This window comes from Segatella albensis DSM 11370 = JCM 12258 (genome assembly GCF_000426565.1).
Taxonomy (GTDB): domain Bacteria; phylum Bacteroidota; class Bacteroidia; order Bacteroidales; family Bacteroidaceae; genus Prevotella; species Prevotella albensis.
Genome location: NZ_AUFP01000023.1, coordinates 1 through 24,283, shown reverse-complemented (window position 1 = coordinate 24,283; position 24,283 = coordinate 1). Strand labels below are relative to the sequence as shown.

The 24,283-nt window shown below is 43.1% G+C and carries 22 protein-coding genes and 2 pseudogenes; 16 read left to right on the top strand and 8 right to left on the bottom strand.

Features of this window, described 5'->3' with window-relative positions; all coding sequences use genetic code 11:
* Positions 1-459: 459 nt before the first annotated feature.
* Entirely contained in the window at positions 460-2,445 is a 1,986-nt protein-coding gene (locus K333_RS0109095) for an alpha-L-arabinofuranosidase C-terminal domain-containing protein (protein WP_024990578.1), read from the top strand.
* Positions 2,446-2,966: 521 nt separating this feature from the next.
* On the opposite strand, the gene K333_RS12725 is transcribed toward K333_RS0109095, so the two are convergent.
* Positions 2,967-4,163: an outer membrane beta-barrel protein gene (locus tag K333_RS12725; RefSeq protein WP_081657233.1), complete on the bottom strand. Its 1,197-nt coding sequence runs from the start codon at positions 4,161-4,163 to the stop codon at positions 2,967-2,969.
* Complete coding sequence (locus tag K333_RS0109085; RefSeq protein WP_024990580.1) at positions 4,160-4,744, bottom strand: RNA polymerase sigma factor; 585 nt, start codon at positions 4,742-4,744, stop codon at positions 4,160-4,162. Before K333_RS0109085 ends, K333_RS12725 begins: the two co-directional genes overlap by 4 nt.
* A 153-nt stretch (positions 4,745-4,897) precedes the next feature.
* Here K333_RS0109085 and K333_RS0109080 point away from each other — a divergent pair, with 153 nt between their 5' ends.
* The 8 genes from K333_RS0109080 (at position 4,898) to K333_RS0109045 (ending at position 12,840) form a co-directional block, all read left to right on the top strand.
* A complete protein-coding gene (locus tag K333_RS0109080; RefSeq protein WP_024990581.1) occupies positions 4,898-5,527 on the top strand; it encodes a DUF4840 domain-containing protein in 630 nt (209 codons plus the stop codon).
* A gap of 459 nt (positions 5,528-5,986) precedes the next feature.
* A complete protein-coding gene (gene trpD, locus K333_RS0109075) occupies positions 5,987-6,991 on the top strand; it encodes an anthranilate phosphoribosyltransferase (RefSeq protein ID WP_024990582.1) in 1,005 nt (334 codons plus the stop codon).
* A gap of 19 nt (positions 6,992-7,010) precedes the next feature.
* Positions 7,011-7,805: an indole-3-glycerol phosphate synthase TrpC gene (gene trpC / locus K333_RS0109070; RefSeq protein ID WP_024990583.1), complete on the top strand. Its 795-nt coding sequence runs from the start codon at positions 7,011-7,013 to the stop codon at positions 7,803-7,805.
* Between the two features lie 10 nt (positions 7,806-7,815).
* Positions 7,816-8,556 carry a phosphoribosylanthranilate isomerase gene (locus K333_RS0109065; protein ID WP_024990584.1) on the top strand — a complete coding sequence of 247 codons (741 nt, stop codon included), beginning with the start codon at positions 7,816-7,818 and terminating at the stop codon, positions 8,554-8,556.
* Positions 8,557-8,631: 75 nt separating this feature from the next.
* Positions 8,632-9,408, top strand: a complete 777-nt coding sequence (gene trpA / locus K333_RS0109060) for a tryptophan synthase subunit alpha (protein ID WP_027452600.1) — start codon at positions 8,632-8,634, stop codon at positions 9,406-9,408.
* 62 nt (positions 9,409-9,470) lie between these two features.
* On the top strand, positions 9,471-10,673 hold the full coding sequence (gene trpB, locus K333_RS0109055; RefSeq protein WP_024990585.1) for a tryptophan synthase subunit beta: 1,203 nt from the start codon (positions 9,471-9,473) through the stop codon (positions 10,671-10,673).
* Positions 10,660-12,138 carry an anthranilate synthase component I family protein gene (locus K333_RS0109050; protein ID WP_036889149.1) on the top strand — a complete coding sequence of 493 codons (1,479 nt, stop codon included), beginning with the start codon at positions 10,660-10,662 and terminating at the stop codon, positions 12,136-12,138. Before trpB ends, K333_RS0109050 begins: the two co-directional genes overlap by 14 nt.
* Positions 12,139-12,276: 138 nt before the next feature.
* On the top strand, positions 12,277-12,840 hold the full coding sequence (locus tag K333_RS0109045) for an anthranilate synthase component II (protein ID WP_024990586.1): 564 nt from the start codon (positions 12,277-12,279) through the stop codon (positions 12,838-12,840).
* A gap of 100 nt (positions 12,841-12,940) precedes the next feature.
* Here the strand turns inward: K333_RS0109045 and K333_RS0109040 are convergent, their stop codons facing one another.
* Positions 12,941-14,224 (bottom strand): O-acetylhomoserine aminocarboxypropyltransferase/cysteine synthase family protein, encoded by a 1,284-nt coding sequence (locus K333_RS0109040; RefSeq protein WP_027452598.1) that lies wholly within the window; start codon positions 14,222-14,224, stop codon positions 12,941-12,943.
* 202 nt (positions 14,225-14,426) lie between these two features.
* On the opposite strand from K333_RS0109040, the gene K333_RS0109035 reads away from it, so the two are divergent.
* Complete coding sequence (locus K333_RS0109035; protein WP_161624564.1) at positions 14,427-16,706, top strand: S8 family peptidase; 2,280 nt, start codon at positions 14,427-14,429, stop codon at positions 16,704-16,706.
* A gap of 113 nt (positions 16,707-16,819) precedes the next feature.
* On the opposite strand, the gene K333_RS12250 is transcribed toward K333_RS0109035, so the two are convergent.
* The gene (locus K333_RS12250; protein WP_262498691.1) at positions 16,820-17,341 is read right to left on the bottom strand and encodes an IS3 family transposase; all 522 of its coding nucleotides are present in this window, start codon (positions 17,339-17,341) and stop codon (positions 16,820-16,822) included.
* A 43-nt stretch (positions 17,342-17,384) separates the two neighbouring features.
* Complete coding sequence (locus tag K333_RS12970; RefSeq protein WP_081657231.1) at positions 17,385-17,540, bottom strand: IS3 family transposase; 156 nt, start codon at positions 17,538-17,540, stop codon at positions 17,385-17,387.
* A 291-nt stretch (positions 17,541-17,831) separates the two neighbouring features.
* Between K333_RS12970 and K333_RS12245 the strand changes: the two are divergent.
* The 3 genes and pseudogenes from K333_RS12245 to K333_RS0109015 all read left to right on the top strand — a co-directional run bounded on the left by K333_RS12245 (position 17,832) and on the right by K333_RS0109015 (position 19,900).
* Positions 17,832-18,777: pseudogene (locus K333_RS12245) on the top strand (IS30 family transposase).
* Between the two features lie 225 nt (positions 18,778-19,002).
* Positions 19,003-19,644 (top strand): annotated as a pseudogene (locus K333_RS12965) (IS30 family transposase); the annotation flags it as partial.
* A gap of 58 nt (positions 19,645-19,702) precedes the next feature.
* Positions 19,703-19,900 carry a hypothetical protein gene (locus K333_RS0109015; RefSeq protein ID WP_024990588.1) on the top strand — a complete coding sequence of 66 codons (198 nt, stop codon included), beginning with the start codon at positions 19,703-19,705 and terminating at the stop codon, positions 19,898-19,900.
* A gap of 554 nt (positions 19,901-20,454) precedes the next feature.
* Here the strand turns inward: K333_RS0109015 and K333_RS0109010 are convergent.
* The gene (locus K333_RS0109010; protein WP_024990589.1) at positions 20,455-21,456 is read right to left on the bottom strand and encodes a nucleotidyl transferase AbiEii/AbiGii toxin family protein; all 1,002 of its coding nucleotides are present in this window, start codon (positions 21,454-21,456) and stop codon (positions 20,455-20,457) included.
* Positions 21,449-22,057, bottom strand: a complete 609-nt coding sequence (locus tag K333_RS0109005) for a DUF6088 family protein (RefSeq protein WP_027452596.1) — start codon at positions 22,055-22,057, stop codon at positions 21,449-21,451. Before K333_RS0109005 ends, K333_RS0109010 begins: the two co-directional genes overlap by 8 nt.
* Positions 22,058-22,230: 173 nt before the next feature.
* Here K333_RS0109005 and K333_RS0109000 point away from each other — a divergent pair, with 173 nt between their 5' ends.
* The 3 genes from K333_RS0109000 (at position 22,231) to K333_RS12235 (ending at position 23,801) form a co-directional block, all read left to right on the top strand.
* Positions 22,231-23,079 (top strand): hypothetical protein, encoded by an 849-nt coding sequence (locus tag K333_RS0109000; protein ID WP_155807894.1) that lies wholly within the window; start codon positions 22,231-22,233, stop codon positions 23,077-23,079.
* 157 nt (positions 23,080-23,236) lie between these two features.
* Positions 23,237-23,458, top strand: a complete 222-nt coding sequence (locus tag K333_RS0108995) for a hypothetical protein (protein ID WP_024990591.1) — start codon at positions 23,237-23,239, stop codon at positions 23,456-23,458.
* Between the two features lie 31 nt (positions 23,459-23,489).
* Positions 23,490-23,801: a hypothetical protein gene (locus tag K333_RS12235; RefSeq protein ID WP_051230920.1), complete on the top strand. Its 312-nt coding sequence runs from the start codon at positions 23,490-23,492 to the stop codon at positions 23,799-23,801.
* Between the two features lie 200 nt (positions 23,802-24,001).
* Here K333_RS12235 and K333_RS0108985 read toward each other — a convergent pair.
* Positions 24,002-24,283: IS3 family transposase (locus tag K333_RS0108985; protein ID WP_027452595.1), on the bottom strand; the 282-nt coding region annotated here is incomplete at its 5' end.

The following is a 24,283-nucleotide window of genomic DNA, read 5'->3' as shown; positions in this document are numbered from 1 at the left end:
TAGGTGTATCGTCTATTCCCCGGAGGGGATGCCTCTGTGATAACCGGGGGTCGCGGAGCGTACCCTCGGAGAAGGAAGAGAGCATACTAATATAGCACCCCAGAGGGGGTACACGAGCTGTGATAGGGCGATTTCTGCTATGTTTAAATAGCGTTAAATAAATAACGAAAATTGATTCGTTATCATAATTTTGAGTACTTTTGCGCCTAGAAATTTTGAAATCATTCACAGTAGCGTGAATCTTAAACTATTTATACTAGTAAAACCGCCAACACGTGAGTGCAGGCGGTTTTTTATTGGATAAGAGTTAGATGATAGTTTCATTTCCTATAGAAAAAGTTACATTTTTACGAAAATTTTGTCTCGTGTTACATAAGATAAAGCACTTGTAACATTTCATCAAGTAGAATTTTCATGATATCCGTATTTTTGCAATTGAATTATTACTAATATCATATAATGAATAAATCTATATTATCTTTAGCTTTTGCCGCTCTTACGATTTCCGGTGCCTATGCACAGAATCCTAAGTTTACGCTGCATATTGATGAAGCCAACAAAAACGTTAGTCCTACTCTGTATGGAATGATGACAGAGGAGATAAATTTCTCCTATGAGGGTGGACTATATGCACAACTAGTTCGTAACGGATCTTTCAAAGACGATGTAAATGGACAGCGCAAAAACCCATGGACGCCGTGGAAACCCGGTGGCCCTCAGTATTGGACGCTTACCGATACGGTTGCTGCAAAGATGCATGTAGACCCTCGTGGCGGTTTTAATGAGGCTAACAAGTCGGCTTTGGTGCTCGACGTGAAGGTGAACAATGGTGGGGTCGCCATTGACAATGAAGGCTTCTGGGGATATCCGGTGAAGAGTAAGGCTCATTACAATGGCGCTATCTGGGCAAAAGCCGGTGATGGAAATGCGAAGAGCTTGAAAATCAGTTTGGTAAGTTTGGATGGCAAAACGGTTTATGCATCTACACAGGTGCAGGGCCTTAGCGAGAAATGGCAGAAATTTGAGTTCTCGCTCAATATTGCCGCTAAGGTGGCCCTTAGCAAGAAAGCCAAACTCCGTATTGCTGTCGGAGAGACTGGCAAGTATCTTCTTGACAGAGTGACGTTGTTCCCTGAAACTTTCAATGGTAGAAAGAATGGACTTCGCGTCGATCTGATGACGATGATGAAGAATATGAATCCTAAGTTCCTCCGTTTCCCTGGTGGTAACTATCTGGAAGGTAATGATTTTAAAAATCGCTTCGACTGGAAACGTACTATCGGTAATCCTGATGAGCGCCCTGGACACATGAGCCCTTGGGGATATCGCTCTACCGATGGACTCGGTCTATTGGAGTTCCTTACATGGGCTGAGGATTGTGGCGCAGAACCTATCCTCGGTGTCTTCGCTGGTTATGTGTTGAGTGGTGACTATATCTCGGGTGAATATTGTGACGGATTCGTACAGGATGCTCTCGACGAGATAGAATACGTCATCGGAGGTCCGGAGACGAAATGGGGTGCACAGCGCATCAAAGACGGCCATCCGGAGCCTTTCCCTCTCCATTATGTGGAGATCGGAAACGAGGACTTCTTCGACAATAGCGGTAGTTATCCCGGAAGATATAAGAGATTCTACGAGGCTATCAAGGCTAAATATCCACAGTTGCAATGTATCTCTACCATTGATGCCAAGATGATGAGCGAACAGGCCAAACGTGCCGGTATCGAGGATGTCAAGTTGGATGTCATTGATGAACATTATTATCGTGATTGTGATGATATGTATCGTGCAGCTCATCAATATGATACGTATGATAGAAAAGGCCCTAAGATTTTTTGTGGCGAATGGGCTACTCGTGAGGGCAAGCCTACTACGAATATGAATGCTGCCCTTGGCGATGCTGCTTGGATGACGGCCATGGAGCGCAACAGTGATATCGTTGTAGCGCATTGTTATGCTCCGCTTTTCGTGAATGTCAACAAGGGCGGTATGCAATGGGAGAGCGATTTGATAGGCGTGGATACGCATAAGGCTTATGGCAGCCCTTCGTATTATGCTCAGGTGATGTTTGCCAATCATGTAGGCGACAAGATCGTCCCTGTAACCGTAGAGGATATGCCTAAGATGAAGTTGGGCAAGGGTGGCGAGAGCGACCAAGTGTTCTATTCTGTTACCCGTGACAGCAAGAATGGTAATGTGTATCTGAAACTCGTGAATGGCGGTAAGAACGCTCAACCTGTAACGTTCGCCCTTGATGGCGTGAAGACGGTGAAGGGCAAAGCAGAAAAATGGCAGTTGAGTTCTGCTCAAACCACAGATACCAACTCGATGGATGAGCCTACCAAGATCGTTCCTGTTGCTTCGAAGGCTGCGGTAGGCAAAAACTTTACCGTGACACTCGATCCTTCATCGATCGTGGTACTTACGCTTCAAACTAAGTAATCTTATTCAAGTGCATATAGCGGACTCTTGATCTTTTTCTCTATAGAAGAGTCCTATAAAAGAGCAATTAAAAGAGAGAACCCCCGAAACAGTGATGTTTTGGGGGTTCGTGATTTTTAAGCAGTTTTTCCCTATTTTTTCCTCATTTCGAAGCCTTATTCTTGACATAGAGCAAGAAAAGACAGATTTTTGCATAAAAAACAAAATTTTTCTTGCTGTGTTCGTGCACAATGCGTACCTTTGCAGCAGTTAAAGGATAATAAAGATAAAAAGATTGTTTAATGAGCCATGAGGCTCTAAATTAGGAAAGGAAACAAATTATGATGACATTAATGATTGTATTGGCAGTTGTTGTAGCAGTAAGTGCAAACGTAGTAAACGTTAACAACAAAATGTCTATGGGCAAGTAAAAAAGCCCTTTGCTTTGAATATTAAATAATTTATCTATATAGTAATTAGTGGAGTGGTATCTTTGACGATACCACTTTTTTGTGCCTGTACGAAAAGATGTTCTCCACCCATTAATGGGTATCAAAGCGGAGACCCATATTCAAGTTGAAGTTGGTCGGATGTTTCTTGTAGATGTTGTCCACATCGCTACCATTGTTCAGATAACGGCTGATACCCGGTTCGATATAGAGACTCGCCGTGTTAGAGATCTTATATTCGAAACCAGCAGCAACATTCAACGAAAATTGAGGACGATGCTCTCTCACATTCTCGCTGACGCTCTTTTCTTCTGTCAAATATTTTGTAGTCTTTTTCCCGCTCACCAGGCGCTCCACCTCGCCACCAGCCGTTAGATAAGCGCGCATACGACGGTTCTCCCAAAGACGATAACTCGTGGCCACCGGCAATCCCATATAACATAAAGTCTGTTCGGTCTTGTAGGCATAAGGATTAGAACGCTCCGATGACAGATAACTACACGTAACACCCGTCTGCACGCTCCATCTGTTTCCGAAATCATATCTTATCGAAATCCCAACCTTCACAGGTTGACGGTAATGAGTATTCTCGACATTGTTTTGTGCCGACAGGAACGAAGGTTCCATGATATCAGGTCTCTGTTCATTTTCCGCATCATTCGGCGAAAAAGCGATAGACTCCATATTCAGCCAAGTCCTTTGCTGCTGGTTGTCGGCCGCAGAACTCGTGATGCCTATCCCCAAGGAAAATCCGCTGTTCTTGGAATGACGGACAGAGGCGAATAGGGGAGCATCGACAACATCACTCTCCTTGCTGATATGGGCGGTATGCTCCACCTTACGCTCGTCCTGTGGCAGCGTGTCAACGGAAGTTTCCTCTACAACTTGAGAAATCTCCTCCACAGGCATATCAGATGCGATAAAGCGATGCAACGTTTCACGAGGCAAAGCCTTAGACGTAGGATATTTTTGAGTTAAAAGCGGCAAGAGCGCTTGTAGAATATTTTCATCAGAATTCACATCATCAGTAGACAAGTGAGCCCTCTGAGGATTATACTTCTCACAATCCGGAGTCAAATGCCATGCCATCAAAGAAAGAACGGCTATGGAAGCCACGGCAGCAAATCGCTTCAGCCAAACCGTGCGATGCTTTTCGGGAGAAGAAACGGACAATGGGCGGATTCCCCGAGCCGACATCTCCCTTTTGATGTCGCCGAGCAAACCTCCAGGAGCCTTCTTCTCGTAATGCTCCATCCGGTCGTGTAAATCATTCATCCATTGTTGTCTCATATCTTATCCGATTTATCTTGATATTCCTTGATCATTCTTGCCAACATCTGTTTAGCTTTGTGTAATTGTGAAGCCGATGTATCAGGCTTAATACCCAGTTGACTGGCAATCTCCTTATGGCTGAGTCCGTCGATGACATATAGGTTGAGTACCGTTCGATAACCCGGTGGCAACGATGCAATGAGCGAAGCCAGTGTATCGGTATCAACCAGTCCCGTGTCAGGGGGATCGTCGGCCACCAGCATATTGCTTGCCATGTCGGGCTCTTCTAAATCCAGTCGCTTGACGTCCAGAGAATTAGAAGTTCTGAGAAACCTCAGCGATTCGTTGATGACGATGCGTCTGAGCCAAGCCTTCAGCGACCCCTTGTCGCGATATTCGAAAGAATGGATTTGCGTGAAAATCTTGATGAAAGACTCTTGTAGCACATCATTGACATTGTCATCATCGGCGATGTAGCGAAAGCATACCCCCGTGAGATAATCGGCATATTCAGTATACAATCTGTCCATTGCCGTGGCATCACCCCGTCGGAATAATTGTATCAATCGCTGTTCTCTATTTTCGCCAAGAATTTTCATGTTTACATTATTTAAATACAAAAGTATGCTAAAACTTGCCTATCTATTTATCAATTAACATCGTTTAACGTCTATGTAGGCAAGAATTTCCTTATATTTGCATTTTGTAGGTGAAAGTGATTACTAAATAGATTAATTCATAAAATTAAAAAGATGAAACGATTTAAGATCTCAACCTTAGTGATGTGCTGTTTAGCAGCCATGAGTTTGACATTAGCCTCTTGTGATACGTCGAATGATGATGGCTATAGGCCTTTGACAAAAGAGGAAGTGAAAACTGCCTTTTACACGGTGAATGGCGATTATGTTGGTAAACTTATCTATGAGGCTACCAATGTGATGAATACGAAAGATAATACGGATACAACGGCTGTAAGTTGGTCGATAAAAACAGATAGTACTTTGCATATCAAGAGTTTTCCTATCGCGACAATCGCTTATAATGTGAAAACGAATACGGATGAAGCTAAAGCCTTCAAACAGGCTCTCGAGAAGCAGCCTTCTGTAGACATCGATTGCGCCATCGGCTTTGTTACCTTGTCTCCGATACAGTTTATCATCAATCCTTCTACCGTGACATTCACGATGAACTGGAACGGAAAGGACCATAAGGTACAGATTCCTTTCATGATAAACTATTCAAGATCGTTCGGACAGTATAATTCCAATAAGAATATACTGAGTATGCAGATAGCTGCTGCCGCTATCTATGTAGACGAGAAACCTACTTCTCTCATGGATGGCAAATTCTATCTGTTCGAATCAACAAGTTATGCATTTTAATATTTTTTTTAATATTACATGATTGGACCGTGCTGTTCGGGAGTTTTTTCCTGGGCAGCACATTTTTTATCTAATACTAAGAAAGTATATCAAATGCTTATATATAATAATGTGAAAAAGACAAAATATGTATTTTATCACAATAAATATTACTAAAACTACTTTTTTTGCAAATTTTCTATCAATTTGTTTGTGGCTTAAAATAAAAACTTTATATTTGCAATCGTAAACAAGATAAATCAATAAGAAAACGATATAATTATGAATTTTACAATTTCTACATCATGGTGGTGGCAGAGCTCGAGATTGAATAAGTCGTGAGTCCGAACAGCCTATGTGGATAAAATATAATATATGAGAGATTTTAATTGAGGCCTGTCGTTCTTACGATAGGCCTTTTTTCTTATCTGAATTTATAAAACTGAAATAACAACATAAAACATATTAAATCAGAAGATTATGAACGTAACTGAGATTTTTAACCAACTATTGAATCATGAAGAATTAACTCGCGAACAGACCTCTGACCTTCTCATCGCGATTACGAAAGGTGAACTGAATGATGCGGAAATTTCGGCCCTCCTTACGGCTATCCAGATGCGTGGCATCACGGTGGATGAACTGTTGGGCTTCCGTGATGGCGTACTCGCTACCGGTGTCGCTGTGCCTCTCGATAGCGATAGATATATCGATGTCGTGGGAACCGGTGGCGACCGCAAGAATACTTTCAATATCTCTACAACGAGTTGTTTCGTCATCGCCGGTGCCGGTTATAAGGTGGCTAAACATGGCAACTATGCGGCTACATCGGTAAGTGGCGCATCGAATGTGATCAAGAACCATGACGTCGTCTTTACCGATGATATCGATAAGTTGAATCGTTGTCTTGCTGATGTGGGTATCGTATATCTCCATGCCCAACTCTTCGCGAAGAGCTTCAAATTCGTTGGGCCAACTCGTAAGGCTCTTCCTTTCCCTACGTTCTTTAATCTTCTGGGTCCGATCATCAATCCTAGTAAACCTCGTTGTCAGCTCCTCGGTACTGCCAATCTCGACCAGATGCGCCTCTATAATCAGGTGTTCCAGAAATTGGGCATCGACTATGGTATCGTGAATAGTATCGATGGATACGATGAGATATCTCTTACCGGCGATTTCAAAGTGACAACGAATCATTACGAGAAAGTGTTCCATCCTTCTGATCTCGGTTTCGATATCGCTAAACCAGAAGAACTCAAGGGTGGTGCTACCGAAGAAGAGGCTGCTGAAATTTTCGATCATGTGCTTCAGAACAAGGCCCTCCCTGCACAGAAGAATATCGTACTTGCCAATGCTGCTTTTGCTATCCAAGTACTCGAGAAAGGACAGAAGAGTATCGAAGAATGTATAAACATAGCCCGAGAGAGTATCGATAGTGGGGCCGCACTTGCTACCTTCCGCAAATTCGTGGAATATAATAAATAATCGCCAAAGAACATAAGTTATGTCAGATATCTTAGAAGAAATCGTAGCCCACAAACGACAGGAGATAGCAGAGCGTAAACAGTTCGTGCCTGAGCGCCAACTTTATCCTATGGTTGAACGGATGCTTGCTGATGGGGTAGAGAACACTTCTATGCGCGAAGCCTTGATGAAATCGCCTACAGGAATCATCGCCGAGTTCAAGCGCAAGTCTCCTTCCAAGGGATGGATTCATCGTGATGCCGTGCCAGACGATGTGACGATGAAATATCAGCAGAATGGAGCTACGGCCCTCAGCATCCTTACCGATACCCATTTTTTCGGAGGCTATGATGAATATATTCTGCGTGCACGTGAGGCTGGTGTGACGATACCTATACTCTATAAGAATTTCATTATTGATGAATATCAGCTGTTCCAGGCTAAGTATTGTGGCGCTTCGGCTGTCCTGCTGATCGCTGCAGACTTGACCGTTGATGAATGTCGCCATCTATTGCGCCTGGCCCACGAATTACAACTCGAAGTATTGCTCGAGATGCATCATGAGCGCGATTTCGAATTTGCAGCCCTCGGTCCTGATATGTATGGCATCAACAACCGCAATCTGGGTAGCTTCGTTACCGATGTACAGAATAGTTTCCGACTGGCAGAACAGTTGCCTGCCGATGTGTGCAAGGTGAGCGAAAGCGGTATCAGCGACCCACAGACCGTGAAGATGTTACGTCGCGAAGGCTTTTCCGGGTTTCTGATGGGCGAGCGATTCATGAAAGAACAAGACCCGGGAGAAGCCCTCAAAGAGTTTATTGGTAAGTTATAAGAATGATGTTATGAAAATCAAAGTTTGCGGTCTGCGTGAGCCTGAAAATATTCGCGCAATATCAGAGTTAGGCGTCGACTTCATCGGTTTTATCTTCTATCCACGAAGTAGTCGATTCGTGAGTTCCGTATCTGTCGGTACTGGTTTGATGCCTGATGAAAGTACAATTCGTGAAGATTCCATGGGCAGAGAAACTTTGATTCATCAACAGCATACTCCTGCTAGGGTGGGTGTGTTCGTAGATGCTTCGGCTCAGGACATTATAGCACGTGCCGTTACTTTCCAACTGGATTACATCCAACTCCATGGCAACGAGACGCCTACCTTCATCGCCAATCTGAAACGCACGTTGAAACCCGAAACTCGTCAGAGAAGTAGTTCGGTACTTTATAAGAATGTGAAGATCATCAAGACCGTGAGCATAGAGAATGTAAGCGATCTCGACGCTTGTCGACAGTATGACCATGTGGCCGACTTGTTACTTTTCGATACGAAATGTGATACCAAGGGGGGAAGTGGCCGACAGTTTGACTGGAATCTGCTCTCTCAATATCAGGGAGAAACACCCTTCCTGTTGAGTGGCGGAATCGGTCCCGAAGATGTGGAAGCAGTAAGGAATTTCCATCATCCTCGCTGTCTCGGAGTGGACGTAAATAGTAAGTTTGAGATTTCTCCTGCGCTAAAGGATGTAGAGAAGGTTAAAGCCTTTGTGAATGCAATTCGCAGAGAATCAGTAGGTTATAGACAATAGAATGGAGTGTCGGATAAAGAAGACGAAGGAATAATATAAATGTAAAAATACATAATTACAAAAATTGATAAATATATGAATAAGATTAATCAGCTCTTTGCAGACCACAAGGATAGCAAACTGCTTTCATTATATTTCTGTGCCGGATGCCCTACATTGGAGGGTACCGGTGATGTTATCAAGACGCTGGAGAAACGAGGCATCTCCATGATAGAGGTGGGTATGCCTTTCAGCGACCCATTGGCAGACGGTCCCGTTATCCAGAGTGCGGGTACGGTAGCTTTGAAGAATGGAATGACGCTGAAGTTGCTTCTTTCTCAGCTCAAAGCCATCAAGGACGAAGTAAGCATTCCTCTCATCATCATGGGATATCTGAACCCAATCATGCATTTCGGCATAGAAAAGTTCTTTGCAGCCTGTGCCGATGCTGGCGTGAGCGGTACGATCATTCCCGATTTACCCTTCGCCGACTATCAACAGGTGGTAAAGCCTATTGCCGACCGTTATGATATTCGCGTCATCATGATGATCACACCAGAGACAAGTGAAGAACGCATCCGATTTATCGATGACAATACCGATGGATTCATCTATATGGTAAGTTCGGCAAGTGTCACCGGAGCTCAGAACAGTTTTGATGATGCCAAACAGGCATATTTCAATAAGGTGAACGCGATGAAACTTCGCAATCCACGTATGATAGGTTTCGGTATCAGCAACAAACAAACCTTGCAAAGTGCGCAGAATAATGCAGCAGGAGCTATCATCGGTTCTAAATTCGTAACCTTACTCAATGAGACGATGGATGCTGACAAGGCCGTAACGGCTCTTTTCGATGCTTTGGAAAAATAAGGCATCCGTGAAAGATAAAGAAATATAGGTATTTGGAATATAAAGTATATAGATGATAAAAAATGAAATATAGTGTAGACAAAAACGGATTCTTCGGGAAATTCGGTGGAGCTTATGTTCCCGAGATATTATATAAATGTGTCACAGATTTGCAACAGGCCTATCTGCCGATTATCGAGAGTGAAGATTTCCAGAAAGAATATATGCAGTTGTTACGCGACTATGTAGGTCGCCCTTCGCCACTTTATTATGCTAAGCGTATGAGCGATCGATATGGCTGTCAACTGTATCTGAAGCGTGAAGACCTGAACCATACGGGTGCTCATAAGATCAATAATACCGTGGGTCAGATTCTGATGGCCAAGAAGATGGGCAAGACACGCATCATCGCCGAGACCGGAGCCGGACAGCATGGCGTGGCTACGGCCACCGTGTGCGCCTTGATGGATATGGAATGTGAAATCTTTATGGGGGCCACCGATGTGGAGCGCCAGCATACCAATGTGGAACGTATGAAGATGTTGGGCGCTAAGGTACATCCTGTACGTACCGGTAATATGACGTTGAGCGATGCTTGTAGCGAGGCCATTCGCGACTGGTGTTGTCATCCCGAGAATACCTTCTATATCGTAGGTAGTACGATGGGGCCACATCCTTATCCTGATATTGTTGCCAAGATGCAGAGCATCATCAGTAAGGAGTTGAAAGGTCAACTACAGGAGAAGATCGGTCGTGATTATCCAGACTATTTGATAGCCTGTGTGGGTGGTGGAAGTAATGCTGCTGGCACTATTTACCATTATATCGACGACGAACGTGTGAAGATCGTACTTGCCGAAGCTGCCGGTCATGGCATCGATACCGATTATACCGCAGCTACCATCCATTGTGGTAGCGAAGGTATCATCCATGGTGCTCGTTCCCTCGTGATGCAAACCGAAGACGGACAGATCAAAGAAGCCTTCACTATTTCCGCTGGTCTCGACTATCCGGGTATCGGTCCGATGCATGCCGACTTGGCCGAGAAGGGACGCGAACAAGTTCTTGCCATTACCGATGACGAAGCAATCTATGCTGGTTATGAACTCACACGAACCGAGGGCATCATCCCAGCCATCGAGAGCGCCCATGCCATCGCAGCCCTCAGAAAGATGAAATTCAAGAAGGATGATGTCGTCGTGCTTACCGTGAGCGGTCGTGGCGATAAGGATGTGGAAACCTATTTGAGTAACAAGAAAATGGCAAAGGAATATGGAGAGTTCTAAAGATATGATGGCAGATCGTAAATATCAATATGTTACGGCGACTCGCAAGATTCTAGCCGACCTTTATACGCCCGTGAGCGTGTATATGCGCTTGCGCGACTTATATCCGCAAAGCGCGCTCATGGAGAGTTCTGATTATCATGGAACCGACAATAGTCGTTCGTTCATCGGTATCAACCCGATCGCTCAGATTGCTGTGGGACATGGCAAGATCACGATGCAATTCCCTGACCGTAGGGTAGAGGAGCGTGAGGTGAAACATCAGCAGAAAGGCGAGGCCAAAGATGTTGTGGCACAGGCCATTAACGACTTCCTAACGAGTTTTAACGTACAGGGTGAAGGTTCTGATTTCTGTGGACTTTATGGTTATACCACCTTTAATGCCGTGAGATATTTTGAGGATATCGAGGTCAAAGATACCACGATGGCAAAGAATGACGCTCCCGATATTCTCTATATCCTCTATCGCGACCTCATCGTGTTCGACCATTTTAACAATACCATCGAGTTTATTACCTTGCTCGATGCTCCAGTTTCTTCTGCGGATGATGCTTTGCAGACTGAAGGCGAGGCACGCATCGAACAACTCTATCGTGCGATCAACCGTCAGAATGTGAAACCGTACGATTTCCATCCTGTTGGCGAGAGTTTCAGCACGCTGACCGATGAGGAGCATAAGGCCAACATTCGCAAATGCGTGAAACATTGTCTGCGAGGAGATGTCTTCCAAATTGTCATCTCGCGCCGTTTCTGTCAGAAATATGAGGGTGACGACTTTAAACTCTATCGTGCGTTACGAAGTATTAATCCGAGTCCTTATCTATTCTATTTCGACTTCGGAGGATTCCGTATCTTCGGTTCTTCACCTGAAACGCATAACCGTATCGTGGGCAATACTGCCTTCATCGACCCGATAGCTGGTACAACCCGTCGAACAGGAAACCCAGAGGAAGATCGCAAGAATGCGGAGTTCCTGCGCAACGACCCGAAGGAGAATGCCGAGCACGTGATGCTTGTCGACTTGGCACGTAATGATTTGTCACGAAACTGTACAAATGTGAAAGTCGACTTCTATAAAGATATGCAATTTTATAGTCATGTGATTCATCTCGTGAGTCGTGTAAGTGGAAAGCTCACACCTGATGCCGACCATATTCGCGAGTTCATCGATACCTTTCCTGCCGGCACGTTGAGCGGAGCCCCGAAGGTCAGAGCCATGCAGATCATTAGCGAACTCGAGCCTCACAACCGTGGCGCTTATGGCGGGTGTATCGGCTTCCTTGGCTTCAACGGCGACTTGAATCAAGCCATCGTCATCCGTACTTTTATCTCGCGCAATGGTGAACTGTGGTTCCAGGCCGGTAGTGGTATCGTGGCCAAGAGCAACGACGATTATGAACTGGAGGAAAGTAATAACAAACTGGGTGCTTTGGTCAAGGCCATCCATATCGCGGAATCGCTCTGATAACCTTGGAACATCGCATATTCATAAGAAAAGTGCAAATTCCTAATCTTACGAGAATGTTATTCAGAAAAGATATCGTACATTTGCACCTGTTTTGAGGATATACGAGCATGACTATAGAAAATAAAAACAAGAAATATGAAAATAGTAATCATTGACAATTACGACAGTTTTACATATAACCTGGTTCATCTCGTCCGAGAGTTGGGAGCCGAGGTAACAGTTTACCGCAACGACCAATTCCAGTTGAATCAACTAGAGGTTTTTGATAAGATCATTCTTTCTCCCGGACCGGGCATCCCGAGTGAGGCAGGCCTTCTCCTTGATGTCATCCGCCATTATGCGGGGCGTATTCCTATGCTTGGCGTTTGTCTGGGTCATCAAGCCATTGGCGAGGCCTTTGGCGCTCATCTTACGAATCTCAGTAAGGTATACCATGGTGTCTCAACGCCGATAACACAGTATGGCAACGATGAAATCTTTGCCGGATTATCCAGACGCTTCGAGGTAGGCCGCTACCACAGTTGGGTTGTCGACAAGACAGATTTTCCAGATTGTCTCGAGATCACGGCAGAGAGCGATGATGGTAGCATCATGGCCCTGAAACATAAAAGCTACGATATCCGTGGCATTCAGTTTCATCCGGAAAGCATTCTCACCCCGAATGGGCGACGGATACTCGAAAACTGGCTGAATATGTAAACGATAGATACACAAAAGAAAGGTGACTCCCAAATACGGGAGCCACCTTATTTTAATTATGTAATCATGAATCTGCTTGATATCACATCAAGCATTTTTTTTAAATCTTTGCAAGAGCCTGTTTGATATCATCCAAAATATCATCTACATCCTCGATACCCACGGACAGACGAATCAAATCCGGAGCAATGCCAGCCTCTCTGAGTTGCTCGTCGGTAAGCTGGCGATGCGTATGACTTGCCGGATGAAGTACACACGTACGTGCATCAGCAACATGCGTCACGATGTTGATCATATTGAGCGAATCCATAAACCTGATAGCTGTGTCGCGATTCCCCTTCAGTCCGAAGGCCATTACCCCACAAGTTCCGTTAGGCAGATACTTTTCAGCCTTGGCATGATTCGGGTCATCGGCGAGTCCGGCATAACGTATCCAAGCCACCTTCTCGTTTTTCTCCAGAAACTCAGCCACCTCCTGCGCATTCTTACAATGCTGGGCCATACGGAGATGCAAACTCTGCAAACCCAAGTTCAGGATAAAAGAATTCATCGGTGCAGGAATAGAGCCGAGGTCGCGCATCAACTGTGAGATGATCTTCGTGATGTAGCCCATCTTGCCAAACTGCTTCGCATAGATGATGCCATGATAACTCTCGTCCGGGGTACAAAGCCCTGGGAATTTCTCCGCATGTTCCATCCAGTCGAAGTTGCCACTATCCACGATGACACCACCCACTTGAGAAGCCGTACCATCCATATATTTTGTTGTAGAGTGGGTTACGATGTCCGCGCCCCATTCGAAAGGACGACAGTTGATAGGCGTAGCAAAAGTGTTGTCCACGATGAGTGGCACATGGTTGCGATGGGCGATTTGAGCGAATCTCTCGATATCAAGAATCTGACACCCGGGGTTACTTATCGTCTCGCCGAATAGCGCTTTTGTGTTAGGACGGAACGCAGCCTGAATTTCCTCATCACTTGCCTCCGGACTTACGAACGTACATTCGATGCCGAGTTTCTTGAGCGTCACCCCAAACAGATTATACGTGCCACCATAGATTTCGTTGGAAGCTACGATATGGTCGCCCGCTTCACAGATGTTGAACACAGCATAAAAGTTGGCAGCCTGTCCACTCGAGGTAAGAACAGCTCCGACACCCCCTTCCAGTTGAGCGATTTTCTCAGCCACAGCATCATTTGTAGGATTCTGCAACCTACTATAGAAATAGCCCTCCTTTTTCAAGTCGAAGAGCATAGCCATCTCCTCAGAATTATCATATTTAAAGGTTGTACTCTGAATGATAGGAACCTCTATAGGTTCGCCATTTTTAGGTTTATATCCCCCTTGTACGCATAAGGTAGCAGTTTTCAGCTTTTTCGTCATGTCACAAATTGATGGTTTATATTTTGCTTACAAAGATACTAAAAATCATCGTTTCATAACCTTTTTGCATTGAAAAATGTGTTTTTGGTTAAAAATAAGACATATATGTTTACATATTTTCCTAAAAATATATTACTTTTGCTTTGATTTTTAAAAATTTGTTTGTAACTCTTACCCAATAAGTATGTTTTTAGATGATAAGATGAAGAAAATATTCATGCTGTTCATGCTGAATATCATGGTAATGATGGCCTGGGCGAGCCATCCTGCGAAGATGAACCTATGGCTTAATCATTTATCGGATGAAGCCAAGCGCCAAGAAGCCACAAGAGCCAAGGGAACAACCCCCGAAAAAGTTGGCGTCCTCACCCTTGTACGTATGGCCAAAGGCGGCTCGGAGAATGCCATTACCGACCATGGCGGTTTCGTAGTGAAGCAACTCACAGGCGACCTGGTAATCGCCTTGCTCCCCGTAGATAAACTCGATGCCATTGCCATAGAACCGAGCGTTCGTCGCCTTTCGGCCAATCCGTTGGCCAAGGCCTTGATGGATAGTGTGCGATACAAGATAAACGCCGATAAAGCCTACATCCCAAGCGCAGCCACCCAGCAGACAGCCTTCACCGGAAAGGGCGTGGTCACAGGTGTGTGCGATTCAGGTTTCGACTTCACCCATCCGATGTTCCAAGACGAGTTTGGCAACCCTCGTATCAAGTCTTTCTACGATCAGATCGAGCAGAGTTCCACAGCCAACTACTATGGCATAGGTAGAATTTACGACAGTTCGGAGGAGATCTTTGAGTTGGGAGGTTCGTCCGATAAGAAGAGTCAAATCCATGGCTCCCACGTGCTGGGCATTATGGCAGGTTCGCCGTTAACAGGACAGAAGCACAAAGACTATACTGGTATCGCCTATGAATCAGATATCGTGCCTGTATGTATCGATTTCGCAAGCAGAAACACCCATAATATCAACTATACCGGTTTCGACGCGTTCTCGTCTATTGCGCCTTCTGATGTGGAATATCTCTTGGCCAATCTCTATGTGATGGACTATGCCGAGGCCCATAACCAGCCATGTGTCGTCAACAACAGTTGGGGCGGTCCGATGTCGTTTGATACGAACGCGGAAGACTATAACGATGCTTATGCCTCTATACAAGGGCCTGGGCGCGTCGTTGTCTTTGCTGCCGGAAATAGCGGCGACCAGTATCTTTATCACAAGTGGAAGGCCAACACACCGGACACCTTGGCATTTACGTTGAGTAAGGATGCCAACTTAGGTTTCATTACCTTCCGCAGCAAGCAACCTTTCACCCTCACCCGACTGGTCGATAAGTATAGAGAGGTTGATGGTAAATTGAAGTCGATGACGGATACCGTCCGTTACGATTTCTCAAAGGTGAACGCAGCACAAGATACAGCCTATTATACCGAGAAGACCACCTTCATCTATAATCGAAGAAATAAAGACCGATACTCTTTCTATGCCGAGATCATAAAGCGAGGCAATGAGTATATCATGGCCCTTGTCGACGATCGCGAGACGGGTGCTATCGGAACATCCCATTATATTGCCCTCGAAGGCGATGACGATATCGAAGCTCTGGGAAGTATCGACTGTATAACCTTCGACCCTCAGGATGATAGCGACTCTAACTATGATGAGTTGCGCGAGGAAGGCGGTTATCCATATTCGATATGTTCGCCAGGCTGTTATAATTCCGTGATCTCCGTTGGCGCCATCAACACCCGTACATGGTTTGAGAATATTGATGACAGGTGCATGTCCTATGATGGTAACATTGAGGAGACAGGAAAGGTAGTCTATTGGTCATCGCGTGGCCCTAATCTGTCGGGCGAAATCGTGCCGACGGTAGTAGCTCCGGGACACAACATCCTGTCAGCTCTCAACCATTATGCAGAAAACCAGTATAAACAAAGCATGTTTACCGATACTCTCCTTACCACTTCCAGCGCTTCCGACCAGCATTACAAGATGGCTGCCATGTCGGGCACATCCATGTCAACCCCTGTGGTGTCAGGTGTCATCGCCCTCTGGTTGCAAGCCAATCCTACTCTTACCACAGCCCAAGTCAAGGAAGTGATGGCCAAGACCAGTCATCATACAGCCGACGAAGATGTATGGCCAAACAACGATTACGGCTATGGTGTCATCGACGCCTATGCCGGTCTGTTGGAAGTTCTTCAGTTGCCGAGCAAGATACAAGACATCTCTACCTCACAACCGGCGCAGACCAAGATTGCTATTTCCGATAAGACCCTTACCATCTCTACCATAGAGGGTGCCGGTCCACTTCGTGTACGTATCTATTCAACTAATGGTGTCCTTGTCGGCGAGTTCATGACCGATCGTGTGCAGAGTTCTTTCGATTTGGGACATCTACCATCAGGCATCTATGCCGTACAGGTCACCGGTAACAAAAAATCCGTAACGGGTTCTACGTTGATTCGTTTGTAGTATTTGGAATAAAATCACACAATACAAGGGGGGGTACCGTTGATGTGACCCCGAAAAGTTGGACATTAAATTAAACATTAATTATTCAACTCTCTATAGTAGTGAGCTCGGTATTATACCGGGCTCATTCCTTTTAACCTCAATTTTATTCTTTTATTGTTATACCAATCAATATATTTTCTTAACGCTCTTTCAAAGTCCTCTATGCTTTCAAACTTGTTAGCGTACAAGAGTTCGTTCTTCATCAGGCCAAAGAAATTCTTCATCATTGCATTATCCAGACAATTGCCTTTGCGTGACATGCTCTGCGTGATATCATGTTCTTTAAGCATCTTCTGGTACATACCATGTTGATAATGCCAGCCTTGATCCGAGTGCAGGGTGAGACCATATAAATTGGGATACTTTTTGAATGCTTTCTTGAGCATAGATATGACCATCTGCAAGTTTGGATTGGTAGAAATAGCGTAAGATATAATTCCGCCATCAAACATATCTAATATGGGCGACAAGTACAGTTTCCTGTCGTTTATGCATACTTGAGTAACATCTGTAGTCCATTTCTGATTAGGTCTGTCTGCACTAAAATTACGTTCTAGCACATTGGGGGCAATTTTGCCTATCTCCCCCTTTATAGGAGCGATAGTGACGTTTCTTGATCTTTGCCTTAAGTCCCATCTATTTCATCAGCTTCTGTACTGTCTTGTGATTGATAACTATATCTTCATTGCGCAGTTCCATACAGATTCGTCTGTACCCGTAGCGCCCAAGATTCTTGTCATATATCTGCTTTATACGTTCCTTGATTCCATCATATCCATCGTTGTCGTCCATATGCGAAAATGGTAATAGAATACAGAACGAGCCATCTTCATCCTATACAGCATAAACTGCAGGGGATGTCCCTCACGCCTTAGTTCTTCGATGGCCTGTGCCCAATCTCGCGTAGTCGGGCATTCCTTTCCTCGACTAAGGTTTCCTGAATTCAAATTGATAATGCAACAAATGTCCCAAAGGGTAAGTGAGCAAAGACTATGCAAAAAGGGGACAAAAGGCCCATAAGGTCTTCCGTCCCCGACATTAAATGCTTATCTTTGCAAACAAACTCCTACATAAGTTGCAAATATGACAAAACATTTAACTGCGCAGCAAAAATACGAAATATCTTTTAGACTACAAAATAAAGAGCGCCCTATCGACATTGCCAAGGCTCTTGGTGTACATCGCAGCACCATCAGCCGAGAGTTGAAACGCAACAAGGCTCCTGATGGTAAGTATCATGCGGAAAAGGCACAAAGGCTATCAAATAGGAGAATGAGAGCACGAAGGCACTATACAGTTCTAACGGATGAAATGAAGATGTATATCGATAATAAGCTCTCAAAAGAACAGTGGTCTCCCGAACAGATATCGGGGAGACGGCGTGTGCTTGGGTTATCGCCCATCTCCCACGAGACCATCTATAGGTATATATGGGAGGAAAAGCACAAATGTAGGAAACCACTCTACAAGTATCTACGTCATAGGGGGAAGACATTACAACAAACGTGGATCATCCTATAAATCAAGGGGAATACCAAATAGGGTTGGAATAGAGGAAAGCCCTTCCATAGTCGATGAGAAGAATAGGTTTGGAGACCTGGAAATTGATACTATTGTAGGAAAGAATAAACGAAATGTCATTATGATCATTAATGATAGAGAGTCGGGATTCCTGATTATGAGGAAACTACCTACGAAGGAGGCTGAACCGTTGGCCAAGGCGGCCATAGAAGCGCTCAAGCCCATAAGTGAAGAACTTCATACTATAACGGCGGATAACGGGGTAGAATTCTCCAGACATCAACTGATTGTAAGGGAACTCAAACTCGACGTATACTTTGCCAGACCATATCATTCATGGGAAAGAGGAGCAAACGAAAACACCAACGGATTGGTAAGACAGTATTTTGTAAAAGGGACTGACTTCAAAACAATAACAGATGAAGAAATATATATGGTACAAGAAAAGATTAACAACAGACCTAGAAAAAGGCTGAATTTTATATCTCCTATTGAGTTTATAATATGAAAATATTGGAAAAATAAAACAATTCTAAAGTTGTTGCATTAGGCAAATTCAACATAGAAGTGCAATTTTCAGGTAGAAGAATAATAAAAATCTAATACCTGAAAACACCGAGGCTTTTTGGGGCGAGAAGCCCCCACGAAGGAACTTATTAGGTAAATTTCAACAATGCAAAGCAATTAAATGAAAAAGGGAGACCGAAGTCTCCCAAAGATTAATTAATTTTGCATTGTGCATTACAAACAATTAATCTTTGAGCAAAGGTACACAATTTCTGTATTACTACAAAAGAAATGCTCAAAGAAATCAATAGCGGATGCAATAGGAGTCCATCCGTCGACAGTAACGCGCGAGTTGAAACGAAACTCGAGCCAGCGTGGAGTATATAAATGGGACATAGCCCACAAGCAGGCACGGAAACGTAGCAATAAAGCTCCAGGAAACCATGCCGTTAGCAAGGTTATATGAATTGTAACTCTTATCGAGAGAAGTACCAACAAGCTCTTCATGGAGAAGCTTAAGCATGGGAAAGATTCTAATGAACTGGCAACTACTGTCATAAGGATACTGACACCCTTCAAAAACTGTATACACTCCATAACAACAGATAACGGCTGTGAGTTTGCAGCACACAGAAGAATATCGGAAGCAATTGGTGCCAACGTATACTTCACTGATCCATACTCGTCATGGCAAAAAGGTGCTATAGAAAATGCGAATGGTCTTATCCGGCAGTACATCCCCAAAGGCATGCCATTCAAATATTTCACTGATGGGCAAATAGAGAGAATTCAAGATAAGATCAACTCTAGGCCACGGAAAAAGCTATCGTTTGATTCACCTAACGAGCGTTTTGATAAAAACATAGCCAAATGTAAACGGATGAAGTCAGAATCAACTAACTTTGCAACGAATACAAATTTGAAATATGAAAAAAGAGAATTTTGATAAAATCAACAGCATTCTTCAACAATATTACGAAGTAGAAGAACAGTATTATCAATTATGCTTAAAAGACAATGAAATGGAGACTTGGGAAAGGGAAAATGACCTAGACTCTTTAGGAGAATTACTGGTTATAGCAGTAGCTGATGTTCTTAATGATGAAAGAGATAATATTAAATAAATAGCAATTGCACTTGCAAGTTGAATTCGCCTCTCTTAAAAATAAGAGAAAAAACAAAAAAAATCCGTTATTTCCTTGGAAGTAACGGATTTTTTTTATATGTTTGCAGTGGTACTCTCCCGAAAGGGTTTGTACCCCGACTAAGGCAGACTTGTTTATTTCAAGTCTGCCTTTTTAATTAGAGAGGAACCCCCCCACCTTTTCCGCTAAAATCTTGTATTTCAATTGCTTATAAAGTCAAGGAATTGAGTTGTACCGTATCTGTACCGTTTTTTAGAACCTCTACAGACCATTTCTTAACCCTGAATGACTTGAAAGACCCACCAGAAGGCAGTAAACAAGCCGAAATTTAAAGATCTCTTTTATTTGGGTTCAAAGTTAGTAAAAAATGAACTAACCACCAAATATTTGAAAGACAATTTTTTATCTTGCGTTTTGGTACATAAGCAGTGCAGGGTGCGAGGTCATATTTATAATAGACCTTGCACCCTGCACTGCTCATGTACCATGGCAAGCGCTGGCTTTGGCCTTCTGCACGCTGTTTGATGGTTTCCTTATATGCTATGGAATCTGCCTTCAAGTTCAACCATTCGCTCAAGTAATTTATCGAAAGGAAGTGAATCGCCATAGATCATGGAGAGCTGCATAGCTTCATAATCTTTCTTCCATACGTCAAGATATTCCTTTGGTGGAGTCAGCTTTATTCTTTTTTGAATGTCCGGGGTATAATCAACGCCGTGAATGCTGGTGAAAACCTCTCGATGATGTGCGATAGTATTCCACAACTCATCATCATTAATGCCATTAATGGCAAATTGCTCGTCCATCATTTTCTCAAGGTCATACAGGTGACGTGATTTTCTGTCTGCGACATGTGCTCTTTCCGTTGTGAACATCTCGTGAAGCAAAAATGCTTTTTCAAGGAACGTCTTTTCAGCCTTTGCTGTCCGAATATCTGTATCTACCACGTCAGTGTTTACCTGAGGGAAAGAAGAAGTCACAAGACTGGATACTCTTGCAATCTCTGTTGGCTCAAAAAGAGAACGGGAGCCGATTTCCAACATTACCTCCGGATTTAGGTAAGATGGCTTACCGAAGAGTGCATTGTATCTAATATGAATCTTTCGTGGCTCGGGATAAGTATTGTCACCTTCACCGTCAGGTTCAGGTTCCACGGTAAGATATTGCTCCAGGCCGTATTCTTTCAGTCTGCCCTCAAGCTGACTTGCGAATTCATCTCTGACGAACAGAGACGACTGTTTCCTCAACTTCTTGGTTTGTCTCTTGGTCAGATCGCCGGTCAATCCAAAGAAACTTCTGTCTATTGCGAGGTCAATGTCCTCAGACATCCGGTCGATGAGGTGATAAACCTTGCTCAAAGAGGTGCCACCCTTGAAGACTAGCTTATCCGCAAAAGGCAACGTGAATACAACTTTGAGTATGGTGGAAACCCATAGGTCCTTTTCAATTGCCTGGACAGGAAGTCCTATCTTGTTGGCTGTCTGAGTGATAACCATCTTCTTTTGGTCATCACGTAAATCGAAATAACTATTCATAAAAGCTCTTTATTATTTTTCTAATCCATGCCGGCATCAGCTTATAATCCGCCTCAATGGATTTCCCGTTAATGGTTGTGAATACATGTTTCAGTGTTTTCAGATGCTCTTCATTGACATTGTTTTGACCTATCTCCTTCAATGCGAATGTTGCCAGTTGAGCTGTCTTGTTCGTGAAAGCAAGGTTTTTGGGAACAGTATGCTTAAACGTTATTGTTCTATTGTTGCCGAGCCTAATCTTCCTTGGCGAACCGTCTGTCATGAATACGACGTTCATGGGCACTTGAGTAGATAGTCCGAGTAGATTCATGGCATACGCACCTGTCGGAGCAATGTGTGCCCTGTCTCTTTTTGCTACCTGCAAGGCAATGTCTTCCACAGATGGGTATAATACCCCCAGTCCCAGTTCCTTGTCTATCTTCGGATATAGATAGATGCCATTAGACAACCTTATTATGAATGAGTCATTGGTCAACCGCTCCAAAGACTTGGAGACAGACTTGATGTCACCATAGGCCGTAAAGCTGCTCGGAAAAAAGATAGAACCCCTTCCGCACTTTTTAATGCTACTAACAATCTGTTTACCAATATTTTCTTGCATATATAAGCTTCTATTTTGTCGCAAATTTACGATATATTTTCGACAAAAACAAATATTATATTGGTTTTTTCACAATAACTTGTTGAATAACAATTGTATTCGGAAGCCTTCAGAAGATAAGCTTCTTGAAATAACAGAGGAAATAAGGAAAAATGTGCTTAGCGTGATATACGGTGTCAACCGTCAAATCTCCAACTAAACAGATATTACCACTAACACAAAAGGATTTTACAAGCGCAGGGGCATCAGATTATCTACCTATAAAAATATATCATAATGCTTATGCAACGTATAATGTGATGCCAGAAGATATTCTGGATGGTAGCTATTCTAGATGGAAATTACGAGTGGAAACATATTCTACATTTAGACAATCGGAAGGGGGGAATTTGTGCGAGTATTACAACGGAAACCTAATGAGTTCAAGTGACAATCATCAATATGGTGAGTGCGATATCCCTATAGATATGCCAGTAGGATTCCTTTCATCGTATCCTGTCACATTCACTCCTTACTTGTATGATATTGACACACAATATTGTGTATTACTTCCATGCTCAAGACCTTTTTCAATAAGTTTCGGAGCAAGAAAACGTATTGTGAATATAAATCGTATCTACAATTCCGAAGAGTGGAGCTCTCCATACACGGAAACGACGCTATACACAAACTCTATCCGTCTTGAGCTGAATATTGAGAAAAACTCTAAAGCTGTTAGTATTGGAAAATTTGAAACTGCGAAAACGAGAATCAGGGTTCACTTCATGGGTGGTGAACAAATTATCACTGGCTCTGCTGTAGAGCAAGATGGAACATACAGAGAAGATTGGAAGTGGGATATTCCTGCAACAACAGAAAATAATACATATCAGACAACGTACCTTCAGTTCGATGGCTTAGTGAATAGTGCATATTCCAATTACGGATATACAGCAAATATTACTTTAGAGTTAACATTTGATGATGGAGAAACTTGGGCAGGGTATGGAGGATTTAGTGTTTTTTTGAGATTTAATTCATAATATTATAAACTTAATAATAAAAATTATGACAGAAGAAGTAGCAAAAGGAACTCTTACTATTAAGAGTTCATTCGAACAAGTCAGTTTTGAATTTATCGACGAAACTGGAGAATGGAAACTTAAATGATCGGCTAAGCTAGATACTAATAGCGATGCCATGGTAGTATTTGATGCTAATGTGTTTCATGTTGAGGAAACGTTAGACGGTACGACTGATGTTGTAAGCGGTGGAGTCTCGTCAACGTATATTCCTTCTATGGGTGACGATGCTCTGCAATTTAATTTCTATAATACGAATCGTAGAGCACTGAAAGTAATAGGTGACTTAGTTGAGAGTTGCACAGAGCAATTCAATAATCTCATTAGTAAGAAAGAGTAAAGGAGTCAGTATAAATTAAAACATAACAAAAATGAAAATTAAAACTATTGATGCAGTAAATGCATATAAGGAAATTAAAAATCTGAAAGTTAATTCACTCAACGACGAAGCCGCACTTGCAGTTTGGCGTACTCTCAAGAGTATGAGACCTGTTGCAGACGAATATAATAAATCTGTAGAAGACGTTTATAAGTCGTTGCAAGACAAGGAATACATCTCTATGACCGAACGGGCTCAGACATACAATACAACGTTGGCCAAATGTAAAGAAGAGAACAAACCAATCACTAAAGATATGTTGTCTGAGGTGAAAGTTATAAATGATTTTTTTTGCCAATCGTAATAAAACGGCAGAGAAGTATTTTAAAGAATTAGACAATAAGGAGATTGAAATTCCAATAGAATTATTAGATGAAAGCGAAATGATTAAAGCATTTAAAGCAAGTGATAAGGCATATGGTAATATGTTAGTTTTGTCATTTCTGATTAAATAAAGAAGGGGAGTTTGATGTGACCCCGAAAAGTTGGACGATTAATTAAATATTAATTATTTATCTCTCTATAGTAGTGAGCTCGGTATATAGCCGGGCTCATTCCTTTTAATCTCAGTTTTATTCTTTTATTGTTATACCACCATATATATTTTTTCAGTTCTCGTTCAAACTCTTCGATAGATTCAAAATGATTCACGTATAGCAATTCGTTCTTCATCAGTCCGAAGAAATTTTCCATCATAGCATTGTCCAGACAGTTGCCTTTCCTTGACATGCTTTGCACTATTCCATGGTCTTTGAGCATCTTCTGATACATCATGTGCTGATAATG